General features: G+C 74.7%; 10 protein-coding genes. 5 read left to right on the top strand and 5 right to left on the bottom strand.

Going from position 1 to position 12,848, the window contains the following annotated elements; genetic code table 11:
• Positions 1–21: 21 nt before the first annotated feature.
• The 3 genes from PIJ49_RS12955 to PIJ49_RS12965 all read left to right on the top strand — a co-directional run bounded on the left by PIJ49_RS12955 (position 22) and on the right by PIJ49_RS12965 (position 3,109).
• Positions 22–1,104, top strand: a complete 1,083-nt coding sequence (locus PIJ49_RS12955; protein ID WP_271826775.1) for a DUF917 domain-containing protein — start codon at positions 22–24, stop codon at positions 1,102–1,104.
• Positions 1,101–2,627 carry a PucR family transcriptional regulator gene (locus PIJ49_RS12960; protein WP_271826776.1) on the top strand — a complete coding sequence of 509 codons (1,527 nt, stop codon included), beginning with the start codon at positions 1,101–1,103 and terminating at the stop codon, positions 2,625–2,627. Before PIJ49_RS12955 ends, PIJ49_RS12960 begins: the two co-directional genes overlap by 4 nt.
• 101 nt (positions 2,628–2,728) lie before the next feature.
• Positions 2,729–3,109 carry a hypothetical protein gene (locus PIJ49_RS12965; RefSeq protein WP_066655762.1) on the top strand — a complete coding sequence of 127 codons (381 nt, stop codon included), beginning with the start codon at positions 2,729–2,731 and terminating at the stop codon, positions 3,107–3,109.
• 31 nt (positions 3,110–3,140) lie between these two features.
• Here PIJ49_RS12965 and PIJ49_RS12970 read toward each other — a convergent pair whose 3' ends face one another.
• From PIJ49_RS12970 to PIJ49_RS12985, 4 genes are all read right to left on the bottom strand, one after another.
• The gene (locus PIJ49_RS12970) at positions 3,141–4,538 is read right to left on the bottom strand and encodes an amidohydrolase family protein (RefSeq protein ID WP_066655760.1); all 1,398 of its coding nucleotides are present in this window, start codon (positions 4,536–4,538) and stop codon (positions 3,141–3,143) included.
• A 375-nt stretch (positions 4,539–4,913) separates the two neighbouring features.
• A complete protein-coding gene (locus PIJ49_RS12975) occupies positions 4,914–5,900 on the bottom strand; it encodes an XdhC family protein (RefSeq protein WP_271826777.1) in 987 nt (328 codons plus the stop codon).
• Positions 5,897–8,692 carry a molybdopterin-dependent oxidoreductase gene (locus tag PIJ49_RS12980; RefSeq protein ID WP_271826778.1) on the bottom strand — a complete coding sequence of 932 codons (2,796 nt, stop codon included), beginning with the start codon at positions 8,690–8,692 and terminating at the stop codon, positions 5,897–5,899. The genes PIJ49_RS12975 and PIJ49_RS12980 overlap by 4 nt, the downstream gene beginning before the upstream one ends.
• On the bottom strand, positions 8,689–9,522 hold the full coding sequence (locus tag PIJ49_RS12985) for an FAD binding domain-containing protein (protein WP_066655746.1): 834 nt from the start codon (positions 9,520–9,522) through the stop codon (positions 8,689–8,691). The genes PIJ49_RS12980 and PIJ49_RS12985 overlap by 4 nt, the downstream gene beginning before the upstream one ends.
• Positions 9,523–9,805: 283 nt before the next feature.
• Between PIJ49_RS12985 and pucL the strand changes: the two genes are divergently transcribed.
• Positions 9,806–10,747: a factor-independent urate hydroxylase gene (pucL, locus tag PIJ49_RS12990; RefSeq protein ID WP_066655738.1), complete on the top strand. Its 942-nt coding sequence runs from the start codon at positions 9,806–9,808 to the stop codon at positions 10,745–10,747.
• A gap of 14 nt (positions 10,748–10,761) precedes the next feature.
• The gene (locus tag PIJ49_RS12995; protein ID WP_271826779.1) at positions 10,762–11,520 is read left to right on the top strand and encodes a nucleotidyltransferase family protein; all 759 of its coding nucleotides are present in this window, start codon (positions 10,762–10,764) and stop codon (positions 11,518–11,520) included.
• Here PIJ49_RS12995 and PIJ49_RS13000 read toward each other — a convergent pair.
• Positions 11,428–12,669, bottom strand: a complete 1,242-nt coding sequence (locus tag PIJ49_RS13000; protein WP_066655735.1) for a mannosyltransferase family protein — start codon at positions 12,667–12,669, stop codon at positions 11,428–11,430. The genes PIJ49_RS12995 and PIJ49_RS13000 overlap by 93 nt on opposite strands.
• Between the last annotated feature and the right edge of the window lie 179 nt (positions 12,670–12,848).

A 12,848-nucleotide genomic window follows, 5' to 3' on the forward strand; every position in this document is an offset into this window, starting at 1 on the left:
CGATGCGCGAGGATCGCAGGTGTGCACCAGGGCGAGCAGCGTGACGGGGTCGTGACCGGCCTCCGGGCCGACGACGTCGACGACTTCGCACGCGGCACCGCGCTCCTCGGGTGCGGCGGTGGCGGCCAGGTGGACCACATGGCCCACGCCCTGCGGCGGGCGCTCGGCGACGCCCGGGTGCCGGTCGTGCCGGTCGGCGGCGGTGTCCGCGCGGTGATGGCGGTGGGGCTCGTCGGGTCGACCACCGTGCTCGAGGAGAAGACGCCGAGCGGGCGAGAGCTGCCCGACGCGCTCGCCGCGGTGGAACGCTGGACCGGCCGTCGGGCGGACGCCGTCGTCGCAGCGCAGATCGGCGGCGTCACCGGACCGGCCGCGGCGCTCACGGCGCACGCGGTCGGCCTGCCGCTCGTCGACGCCGACCTGGTCGGTCGGGCGACGCCGCGCATCGACCAGCTCTCCCTGTTCGTCGGGTCGTCGCCCTCGGTCACCGCCGCTGCGGTGACGTCCAGCGGCCTGCGGATCGTGGTGGACGCGCCGGACCCACGGGACCTCGAGACGGTCTGGCGCGAGGCGGTCTCGCACAGCGGCGGGTGGGCGGCGTTCGCGGTCGGCCCCGTCGACGCCGAGGTGCTCGCCGCACGCTGCATCACGGGCAGTGTCGACCGGGCCCTGCGCACCGGACGCGTCGCTGCAGCCGCGGCCGGCGTCGAGGACCTCATGGTCGGGCTCGACGGCGCTCGTGCCGTCGCCCGCGGCCGCGTGCTCGACGTGCAGCGCGGCGGGGACGCGGTCGCGTTCGTGCACGGGTCGATGGCGATCCGCGACGCGGCCACCGGCGCCGTCGTCCGGGTCGAGGCGGGCAGCGAGTGGGTGCACTGCCTGGTGGACGGTGAACCGGTCGCGAGCACGCCGAGCTGCATCGTCGTCGTCGACGCCAGGTCCCTGCGGCCCGTCAGCACCGAGCGAGCCCGGGTCGGGGACGAGCTCGCGGTGCTCGTGCTGCCCGGTGCGCCGTGGTGGTGGGCGTCGCCGGAGCGCACGGCACGCGTGGCGCCCCGCGCGTTCGGGATCGACGCCGACGCCGTGCCGGAGGCCGCAGCGTGATCCCCGTCTCGGACTTCCTGCCCCTGCTGCCCGAGGGCACGACGTTGCTCGTCGGACCGGCGACGGGCACGGTCACCACCGTGCGCGGACTCGTCGGCCCGCCCGAGCACGTCGGTCGGCAGCTCGGGACGGACGACTCCGCGGTCGTCCTGCTCACCCCGGTCGAGCGCTTCGACGCCCGGTTCGACGTGCTGCTCCGCCGGGCGGCGACCGCCGGCGTCGCGGTGCTCGTCGTCGGGCTCGCCGACGGGGCACCGCTGCCCGGCGCCGGGACCGCCGCGCTCGCCGATCGACTCGGCGTCGCGGTGGTCGTGACCCCGGACCCGTGGGCCGCCTCCGTCCGGGTGCACGAGCTCATCGGGTCCGGGGACGCTCCCGCTGCCCGTGCCGCCGTCGTCGCGGCGCGCGTCGGACTCGACGCCGGACCCGCCCTGGACGAGCTGTTCACCCGGCTCGAGCACGAGCTCGGACACGCGATCCGGTTCCTCGACGCGTCGGGACGTCCCCTGCGTGGTGCGGGGGTCGCGCCGGCGACCGCGGCACTGCTCGCGCGTACGGTCGGGACGAGCGAGCCGGTCTGGGCGACCGACGACCGGGAGACGGTCGTGGCCGTGCCCGTCCCGACCGGCATCGGACCGCGGGCCTGGCTCGCGGTCGGCACCACCACGCCCGTGCGTGCCGAGCGGGTCGTGCTCGCGACCGCACTGCGGGTCGCGGCGGTCGCGGCCGGACACCGGCTCGTGCTCACCCGGCTCGACGACGAGCGCGACGCCCGGTACCGGATGGCGATGCTCGACGACCTCCGGACCGCCGACGGGGCACCGGCGCCGCCCCTGGTGCAGCGGACGATCGCCGCCGGTTGGGAGCTCGACGCCTGGCACGTCGGTGTCCGGCTCGTCGCGCGGGCGCCGGTCGACGCGGTGGCCCTGCGACGCGAGGTCGAGACGGCGTTCGACGCGCACGGGCTCGACGTGGTGGTGGTCGAGCAGACCGACGGGTGGGCGCTCTGGTGCTCGTCGTCCGACGAACCCGACCGTGCCACGGTCGCCGCGATCGCCGCCTCGGTGCGTGCCGCCCAGAACGCCCTGCGCACCGCGGTCGACACGAACGCCGGCGTGGGCAGCGTGCACGCCGGTCCGGCGGGGCTCGTGCGGACGCTCGGCGAAGCGGGCGACGCCGTCCGCCTGGCCGCCGCGCGACCGGAGTCGGGCTTCTTCGTGCACGTCGACCGGCTCGGCCTCGCGCAGCTGCTGCTCGCGTGGACGCAGACCGACACGTTCCTGCCGGCGGCGGAGCAGCTCCTCGCGCCCCTGGAGCGCGGAGGCGGGGCGCTCCGCTCGACCCTGGCGGCGTACCTCGACGCGGAGTCCTCGGTGGCGGAGACGGCCGCGGTGCTCGGGGTGCACCGCAACACCGTTGCCGATCGCATCGACCGGGTGCAGCGGCTGCTCGGCGTGGACCTCGGCGACCCGGAGACCCGGCTCGCGCTGCACCTGGCGACGCGGGCGCTCGGCGGGGCGTAGCGCGGGGGCGGCGGTGCACCGCGCAGCGGATCGGTCGCCGCGTCGCGCGTTCCGGCGTCCCCGGGCTGTACGCGCCGCACGGCGTTCGGCACGATGGGTGCATGAGGACCCGCACCGTCGCGGCCACGGCCGTCGTGGTCGTCCTCGTCGCGCTCACCGGGTGCACGAAGCAGCAGACCTCCTTCGACGGGGTCGCGCGCGCGGCGTGCGAGACGAGGGTCGGGCCGGCGATCGTCGCCTGGTGGCGTGACCAGTACGGGACGACCCCGTGGAAGGTCGTCGACACCCGGTCGACGGGCGTCGAGCAGCGATCGTCCGGTCCGAGCGGGGTGACGGTGGCAGCCGTCACCGGGGAGTCGTCCGTGCGGCGCGAGGAGCACGGGACGGCGACGGAACCGGTCGAGTGGTCGTGCTCCGCGCAGACCACGGCCGACGATCCGTCGACGGTGTCGGCGACGATCCGGGAGATCACGCTCGGCTGAGCCCCACGGCCGATCGGTCGCACGTGCGCCGCTACGGACGCTCGGTGTCGTCGAGCGCGCCACCGGTGAGCGCCGACAGGCGCTCCAGCCCTGCCTCGGCGACGAGCTGGCGGGCGAGGGGGCGGGCGCGGTCCACCGCCTCGCGCACGTCGACCTTCGTGACGTCGCCGTTGGCGAGGCTCAGCTCGCCGTCGACCCAGACGTCGCGGACCTCACGGCTGCCCGCGACGAAGACGACCGCCTGGTAGGGGTCGTGCACGTTCGCCAGCGTGGGGGAGTCGCCGTCGAACACCACCAGGTCAGCGCGCTTGCCGGGCTCGAGCGACCCGATCTCCTGCTCCATCCGCAGGGCCCGGGCGCCGCCGATCGTGCCCATCTCGAGGGCTTCGCGTGCACTCATCGCGGTTGCCTGCAGGTCGCGGACGCGGGCGAGCAGGGCCGCGGTCTTCATCGCCTGCAGGAAGTCCTGCGAGTCGTTCGACGCCGGACCGTCGACCCCGATCCCGACAGGGACGCCGAGCGCTCGCAGTTCGGCGACCGGCGCGATGCCGCTCGCCAGGATGCCGTTCGCGACGGGGTTGTGCGCGACCCCGACGCCGTGCGTGGCGTAGCGCTCGCGGTCCTCGCGGTCGACCCAGACGCTGTGCGCGGCGATCACCGGGACCTGGAACATGCCCGTCGCCTCGGCGTGGCCGATCGCCGTCCGACCGGTGCGCTGCCGGGCGGCGGTGACCTCCTCGCGCACCTCGTGGAAGTGCACGTGCACCCCGTGGCCGCCCGCGACCGCGTAGTCGACGTGCTCCTGCCAGGTGTCGTCGGTGTACCGGCCGATCGACGAGACGCCCACGCGGAAGGTGCTGTAGCGGCTGGCGTCGGCGGCCTCGCGCAGGGCCTCGAACTCGTCGAGGATCGGGGTCGCGCCGAAGTCGCGGTCGACGTCGCCGGAGCCGAACGACACGACACCGCGGAGCCCGAGGTCCTCGAGTGCCTGCACGACACCCGGGGTCGCCGGCTCGTCGGGCACCGGGTCGGCGCAGAACATGTCGTTCGCGGTCGTCACACCGCTCCGGAGGAGCTGGATGCCCTGGAGCACCGTGCCGGCGTACGCCTTCTCGCGGGTCATCACCCGATTGACGCGGCCGATCAGTGCGGTGAGCCACTCCCACAGCGTGTACTGCGAGCCGATGCCCGTGATGAGCCCCTCGCTGAAGTGGCCGTGTGTGTTCACGAAGCCCGGGGTCACGATGTCGTACGCGCCGCCGCGGACGGGTGCGTCGGGATGCGCAGCGGACAGCTCGGCGAAGGTGCCGACGGCGGCGATGCGGTCCCCGTCGAGCAGGACGGCGCCGTCGCGGATCGCTGCGGGTGTGGAGGAGCCGTCCGGTGCGGCGGTGAGCACCCAGCCGGCGCGGATCAGGGTCTGCGTCATGGGGCGAACCTAGGGTGCCCGTGTTTCGCCGGTGTCACCGCGGAGTTTCCCCTCGGCGCCCGGAGGCGCAGTCGGAACCCGGAGTCGTCGTCGCCCGGTCGCGGCGGTGACGAGCGGTCGGTGCCGGTCGGTCCTCGTGCACTGGACCGCTCTGTGTGCGCTCGAATCGTCATACCGTTCAAGGCGCGTGGGAGCCCGTGCCCTTCGGGCTCCTCTCGCCCGGACGCTCGCGGCGCCGAGCGGGACGGCCGTGTCGAACCACGGATGCGACGTCGAACCACGGATGCGACGTCGAACCACGGATGCGAGGTCGAACCAGGCGCCGCCCCTGGTGCCGTCCCGGGAGCGTCGTTCGACGGGCACGACGCGCGCGCGTCAGGGGACCCGCGCGGGGACGCGGTGGATCGGGCCGGACCCGCCGGTCAGCGCCCCTCCCGAGGAGCCCGTCCGCACGGCGACGACCTCGGCCATGATCGCGACGGCCGTCTCGGCCGGGGTCCGCGCGCCGATGTCGAGACCGATCGGGGAGCGGAGCCGATCGAGGTCCGGCGTGCCGAGCGCGTGCAGTTCCGCGAGCCGCCGCTCGTGGGTCGATCGGGAGCCCATCGCGCCGACGTACCCGGCTCCGCGGCGGAGCGCCTGGTCGATCACCTCGGCGTCGAACCGGTCGTCGTGCGAGAGCACCACGACGGCGGTCGTCCGGTCCACGGGCAACCCCTCGAGCACGCGCGTCGGCCAGCCCACGATCCGCTCGTCCGCGGCCGGGAAGCGCTCGTCCGTCAGGAACACCGGCCGCGGGTCGACCACGGTCACGGCGTAGCCGAGCACCGCGGCGGCGTTCGTCACGGCGACGGCGGTCTCGACGGCGCCGACGACGACGCAGCGGGGGCGGTGGTCACTGCGCTCGACGAAGACCCGGTCGCGGCACCCGTCCGGAGCGGTGACGACCACCCCGAGCGTCCCCGGCTCCAGCGAGACGGCGAGCGAGGTCGGCAGACCGGCCGCGGCGTCACGGAGCGCGCTCACGAGCAGGGCGTCGTCGGACGTGACCCGGTGGACGAGCACCTCCACGCGACCACCGCACCGGAGCGCGGGGGCCCACACGGCGTCGGGGTCGTCGTCGAAGCCGAACCGCTCGAACACCGCCTCGCCGGTCTCGAGCACCTGCTCGGCGGTGAGGAACAGCGAGCCCTCGACGCAGCCTCCGGAGATGGCGCCGACGACCTGTCCGCCCGGCAGCACCGCCATCGAGGTCCCGACGCCGCTCGGCGCGCTGCCGGTCATCGAGACCGCCGTCGCGACGACGACCGGTGCACCCGTGTCGAGGACGGCCAGGAGGCGCGGTGCCAGTTCGAAAATCACGCACCTCCGGCGTCGGTCGCGTCGCCCTGCAGCAGTGCCCAGACACGGTCGCGCGTCATCGGGAGGCGGTACGGACGCACGCCGATCGCGTCGCGGACGGCGTTCGCCAAAGCCGGGGCGACGGGGTTGTACGGGGCCTCGCTCATCGACTTCGCCCCGAGCGGTCCGAGCGGGTCGTGCGTGTCGGCGAAGCGGACCTCGGTGCGGGGCACGTCGGAGATCTTCGGCACCCGGTACGACCGGAAGGCGTCGGTGGTCACGCGACCGGTGTCGTCGAGCACGACCTCCTCGTACAGGGTCGATCCCATCGCCTGTGCTGCGCCGCCCTCGACCTGTCCGCGCAGCTGCTCGGGGTTCAGGACGGTCCCGGCATCGACGGCCTGCACGCTGTGGAGCACCCGGACCTCGCCGGTCGGTCGGTGCACCGCGACACGGGCACCGTGCACCGTGAACGCGAGCGACCGCGGGGTGCCGTCGTGGCTGCCGTGTGCGACCAGTGGTCCCTCGGCGAGGAGCTCGGCGTGTCCGACGACCTCGTCACCGACGCGGACGCCGCCGGGCAGGACCTCGACGGCGGGGCCGAGCGGCCCGGAGGCGGCACGGGGTGTGCGCGCGGCGACGATCCGGAGCGCCCGGGCGGTCAGCTGCTCGCGGAGGTCCTCGGCCGCCGCGAACAGCGCCTTGCCCGCCACGACCACCCCGGCGGAGCCGAACGCACCGGTGTCGTACTGCGCGGCGTCGGTGTCGGACTGGTGCACGTCGACCCGGTCCGGCGTGGTGCCGAGGGCGGTCGCGACGAGCTGGGTGTGCACGGTCGTCGTGCCGTTGCCGAACTCCGCCGTGCCGACCCCGATCCGGTAGCGGCCGTCCGTGGTGGCCTCGACGGTCGCGTGCGCGTGGTGCCCACGGGGCGGCATCGTCGCGATGGCCGCCAGCGCGATGCCGGTGCCGTACGCCCAGTCCCCGGAACCGTCCGCCGTGGGCGGGTCGAGCGGTGGACCGTCCATCGCCGGGACCTCGGGCAGCGGCGCGCGCAGCGCGTCCTCCACCAGGTCGAGGCACTGGTCGAGGCCGTAGCTGCCCTCCCAGCGCAGGTCGTCCTCCTCGTCGGGGTCGGTCACGACGAGGGGGTCGCCCGGAACGACGACGTTGCGCCGCCGGAGCTCGAACGGGTCGAGGTCGAGCCGACGCGCGAGCTCGTCCATCGCCGACTCGATCGCGAACACCACCTGGCCCAGGCCGTACCCGCGGAACGCCCCCGATGGCAGGTTGTTCGTGTAGACGGACTCGGCGTCGACCCGCTTCGCCGGGCAGCGGTAGACGGCGACCGACTCGCTGACCGAGTGGAACATGACGCCGACGCCGTGGTTCCCGTAGGCGCCCGTGTCCATCACCTGGTCGACGTGCATCGCGGTCAGGCGGCCGGACGCGTCCGCACCGAGCCGGACACGCACCCGCATCGGGTGCCGCGTGGGCGCGATCGTGAACTCGTCCCGGCGGCTGAACTCGTACTGCACGCTCCGACCCGTGCGCAGCACGGCGAGGGTGACGAGGTCCTCGGTGAGCATCTCCTGCTTCCCGCCGAACCCACCGCCGACGCGCTTGGCGACCACCCGCACACGCGACGGGTCGAGGCCGAAGACGTGCGCGATCTCGTCGCGGACCAGGAACGGGACCTGCGTGGCGGTCCGCAGCACGAGCCTCCCGTCCCGGTCCAGCGAACCGCGGGTCGCGTGCGTCTCGAGTGCCGCGTGGGAGACACGACCGGTGCTCCAGGTGCCGTCGACCGACGCGACGGCGGACGCCAGCGCGGCCTCGACGTCGCCGGTCTCGCCGTGCAGGGCCGCGACCACGTTGCGGCCGGGGTCGGCGATGCGGTGCTCGGCGGTCGTCTTGTCGCCGTGCAGCAGGGGAGCGCCCGGGCCGCGCGCGGCGTCGACGTCGTGCACGCTCGGCAGCAGCTCGTACTCGACCCGAAGCACGGCGCACGCCTGCTCCGCGATCCGGACGCTGTCGGCGACGACGGCCGCCACGCGCTGCCCACGGAACCGCAGCACCCGGTCGAACACGCGGGTGTCGTCGGGGTCGTCGAGCCGCGAGTCGTGCCGCCCGGTCGAGAAGAGCACGCCGGGGTCGTCGTGGTGGGTGAGCACGAGGTGCACACCGGGCAGGGCCTCGGCCGCGCTCGCGTCGATCGACACGACGCGGGCGTGCGGGTGGGGGCTGCCGAGGACCGCCACGTGCAGGAGCGCCTCGGTCGGGCGGACGTCGAGCGTGTACTCCTCGCCCCCGGTCACGATCCGCATCGCCGCCGGGGCCGCGACGGACGTGCCGACGGCGGCCCCGGCACCCGGGCACGCCGTGTTGCGCACGCCGTCGAGGGCGTCCTCGATCGCGCGGTACCCCGTGCACCGGCAGAGGTTGCCCTTGAGCGCCCGGTGTCGGTCGGCGAGCTGGTCGTCGTCGAGGGCGGACGCGGTGACGACGTACCCGGCGGTGCAGAACCCGCACTGGAACCCGGGGGCCTCGGCGAACGCCCGCTGCACGGTGTGGGGCTGTTCCGGCGTGCCGAGGCCCGCGGCCGTCGTCACCACGCGACCCTCGAGCCGGTGCGCCGGTGTGATGCAGGAGTGCACGGGCACCCCGTCGAGCAGGACCGAGCAGGCACCGCAGTCGCCGGCGTCACAGCCCTTCTTGACGCTGGTGACCCCGTGCTCGCGGAGCAGGGTGCGGAGGACCTGGCCCGGCTGCGGGGCGGCGTCCAGGGTCGTCCCGTCGACCTCGAACCTCATCGGGCGTCCCCCTCCGCAGCAGCGAGACCCGAGCCGCCGGCCTCGGCGACGAGTTCGGCGGCGAAGCGGCGGGACACCGCCCGACGCCAGTCGGGGGAGCCGTGCGGGTCGTCGTACCAGTCGTCGTGGGCGGCGAGCACCGTGTCGACCTCGGCCGCCGTGGGCACCGCGTCCCACCGCAGCACGACCGGTCGCCGGGTCCCGCCGGTGACGACGAGGACGAAGCCGTCGGCGTCCCAGCGCGCGGTCACGAGCGCGCCGGTCCGACCGTGGGGGCTGAGCGACACACGGCGGTACCCGGTGGTGCTCCTGAGCGCCGACTCCGGCACGTCGAACGCGCGGACCACCTCGCCGGACGCCAGTGCCGTGGCGCGGACCCCGGTGACGAGGTCGGCGACGGGCAGGCGGCGGTCCCCGCCGTCCGGCGTCCAGACGACCGCCGTCGCGTCCAGGGTCACCAGCAACGCCGTGATCGCTCCCGCGGGCAGCGCGGTCGCCACGTTCCCGCCGACCGTCGCCGCGTTCCACACCTTGAACGACGCGAGCAGGGCGTTCGCGCACCGCTCGACGAGGGGCCACGCACGCCACCCCGGCTCGGGGTCGAGCCGCAGCAGCGTCGCGATGGTGCACGTCGCACCGAGCCGCAGACCCTCCGGCGTGTGCTCGGCGTCCGGCCAGCCCAGGCCGGTCAGGTCGACGAGGCCGGTGGTTCCCGGTTGCTCCTCGGAGTACAGCCAGGTGCCGCCGGCGAGCGGCTGCTCACCGGGTGCGAGCGCGAGGTCGTCGCGGTGCGACGGTGTCCGCAGGGTGCGGACGGTGACGAGGTCCATGCAGGGGTCCGATCGGGGTGGCGGGACGGGTGACGACGGTGTCGCCCGGTCGTCGGCCGTGCGCGATCATCCCGCGGTTCCACGCCGAGGACGCTCGGGGTGCGGTGCTGCGCGCCACGGTGCCTCCTCGGTCGGATCGGTTCGTGGCGGCAACGCTAGGGAACGGGTGTTTCGGCACCGTTACGGGGGAACGACGGCCGCGTCACGACCGGGCCGGCTCGGCGGACGGAGCTCGTGACCTGATCGACGCACCACCGAAACACGCGGCTGTCATCGTCGCCGCATGGACACCACCGCCACCGCAGCCCCCGTCAGCACGTCCGTCCGCCTCGGTGCGAACCAGTACGGCAAGGCCGAGGTCCGCCTCGTCCGGGTCACCCGCGACACCGACCGCCACGAGATCGAGGACCTGACGGTCACGACCCAGCTGCGCGGTGCGGCGCTCGCCGAGTCCTACACCGAGGGCGACAACGCGAAGGTCGTCGCGACGGACACGCAGAAGAACACCGTCTACGCGTTCGCGAAGGAGCACGGTGTGGGCGCCCCGGAGGAGTTCCTCCTCCGCCTCGGCCGGCACTTCGCGACGGCGTTCGACTGGTACGACGGGTCGACGCTGTCCGCCGAGCAGCACGCCTGGGAGCGGATCGCGGTCGACGGTCGGGCGCACGACCACGCGTTCGTCCGGTCCGGCCGCGGCACCCGCACCGCCGTGGTGCAGGTCGACGGCGACGACGTCCACGTGCTCGCCGGCGTGACCGACCTGACGGTCCTGAAGTCGACGGGCAGCGAGTTCCACGGCTTCCCGCGTGACGCGTACACGACGCTCGCCGAGACCGACGACCGGATCCTCGCGACGTCGGTCACCGCGCGGTGGCGCTACACACCCGAGGCGGTCGCCGACGGCATCGACTACGACGGGGTGTGGACCGGCGTGCTCGACCGGATGCTCGCGACCTTCGCGGACCTGCACTCGCTCGCCCTGCAGCAGACCCTGTTCGCGATGGGGCGCGCGGCGATCGAGTCGTTCCCCGAGATCGCCGAAGTGCGCTTCTCGATGCCGAACAAGCACCACTTCCTGGTCGACCTGTCCCCGTTCGGGCTCGAGAACCCGGGCGAGGTGTTCTTCGCCGCCGACCGTCCCTACGGACTCATCTCGGGCACGGTCGTGCGTGACGGGGTCGAGGACGCCCCGGCAGCCTGGACGTCCGTCCCGGCGTTCGTCTGAGCGGCGGCCCGCGCGTGCCGCGACCGGACGACCCGCTGCCGGTCGCCCCGCACGTCCCGCTGCCGGTCGACCCGCACGGCCCGCTGCCGGTGACCGGGGTCCTGCTCGCCGCCGGTGCCGGGACGCGCATGGGCATGCCGAAGGCGCTGGTGCGGACGACGGACGGGACGCCGTGGCTCGGGTCCGTGAGCCGGGCACTGCTCGACGGCGGCTGCGCCTCGGTGGTCGTGGTCCTCGGCGCCGCGGCCGGGGACGCCCGAGTGCTCGTGCCGGACCTGCCGTCCGTCCGCACGGTGGTCGCCGAGCACTGGGCCGAGGGACCCGGTGCGTCGCTCGCGGCGGGGCTGCAGGTGCTCGACGACGGGGTCGTCGCGTGCGTCGCGCTCGTCGACCTGCCGACGATGCCACCGACGGTCGTGCGCCGCGTCATCGGGGCGTCTGCGGGTGCGGACGTCCTGCGGCGTGCCGCGTTCGACGGCCGACCGGGTCACCCGGTGCTGGTCGGTCCGGCGCACCGCGGGGCGCTCGTCGCGGCGGTCACGGCCGACCCGGGGGACCGGGTCGCCGGTGCCTGGCTCCGGCGGGCGGGGGTCTCCGCGGTCGACTGCGCGGACCTGTGGGACGGCGAGGACCAGGACCGCCCGACGCCCGGACCGCCCGTCGACCAGGCCGCTGACGGCTCAGTCGCCCCAGTCGCCGAGTGCGAACCGGTACGACTGGTAGGTCGCGTCCACGATCCCGATGCCGAGCACCACCCAGAAGACCCACCGTGAGCGACGACGGCCGGCCAGCGTGGAGGCCACGAGCACCATGAGCGGGAACTGCACCGAGCTCTCGCGGGCCATCGAGGTCCACGCGTAGCTCGTCCCCATGGACACCACCATGAGGCCCGTGTACACCAGCTCGGGCCACCACCGCTTCGCGATGAGGAAGCCGACCGCGACCAGGTAGACCGCGACCATGACGATGTCCGACCACTCCTGGAACTGCCCCGACCCGGTCGTCCCGGTCGCGATCCGGAGCGTCGTGCGGAACGTCTCCCACGGCCACTGTGTCTCGCGGTGCCACCCGAGCTTCTGCACGAGGAACCAGTGCGTGGGGTTGCCCGTCTGGTGCCAGAGCCAGGCGAGGTAGTAGCCCAGGCCGAGCGACCCCACCGCACCGAAGGCGGCGGCTCGCCACAGGCGCGACCAGAACGGCCGGATCCGCGGGCCGAGCAGCTGCGCGACGACCAGGGCCGCCACGAGGTAGACCGTCTCCACACGGATCAGTCCCGCCGGGATGCAGAGCAGCGCCCCGGTGAGCCAGCGGCCGCGCTGGACGAGCAGCCAGGCGGCGATCGCGAAGGCCAGGTAGGGCGACCCGGCGTACGGCGCGACCATGAAGTGGGCGTAGGGCCCCGCGACCAGGAGCGCGACGGCGCCGGCCGCGACGCGCGCGTCGAAGCGGTCGCGGACGACCTTCCACAGCAGCACCGCGGCGACGGCGGCGGAGAGGCCGGTCACGAGCCACATGGCCGCGGCGACCTGGGTCGGGTTCGGGGTGACGGTGAAGAACACACCCTCGGCGACGAAGCGGGAGAGGAAGGGGTACCCGGGCAGGAACGCCTCGTCGAACGGCACGACGCCGAAGGTCGGGTAGCCGGCCAGGGCGACGTGCAGGTAGTTCTCCGCGTCCCAGTGGTTCAGGACGGTCGGCAGCGTCCGCAGGCCGAGCTGTCCCGGTCGCTCGACGAGCCAGGCGACGAGGGCGGCTCCCTCGAGCAGCACCCGGGCCGCCGCCCAGATCGCCAGCGCCGCGAGCGTCCCGCGAAGCGCCCGTCGACCGCGGTCGTGCAGCGCTCCGGAGGGGTCGTGCGTCGACTCGCCGACGAGGTGGTCGGGGCGGTCGAGGGGCGTCGGCGGCGCGGTCGCGGTGCTCACCGGAAGATCCTAGGTGGGCCGGGAGCCTCCGACCCGGCACCGGTGCGACACGGATGACGGACGGACGGACGGACGGGAGGCGGGGGGGCCGCCCGCCCCCCGCCCCCCCCCCCCCCCCCGCCGGCCCTTTGCGCGGGGGGGGCAAGGCCCCCCCACAACGCCCCCCCGACACAATACCG

This window comes from Curtobacterium uvaldense (genome assembly GCF_028307415.1).
In the GTDB taxonomy this organism is placed as follows: domain Bacteria; phylum Actinomycetota; class Actinomycetes; order Actinomycetales; family Microbacteriaceae; genus Curtobacterium.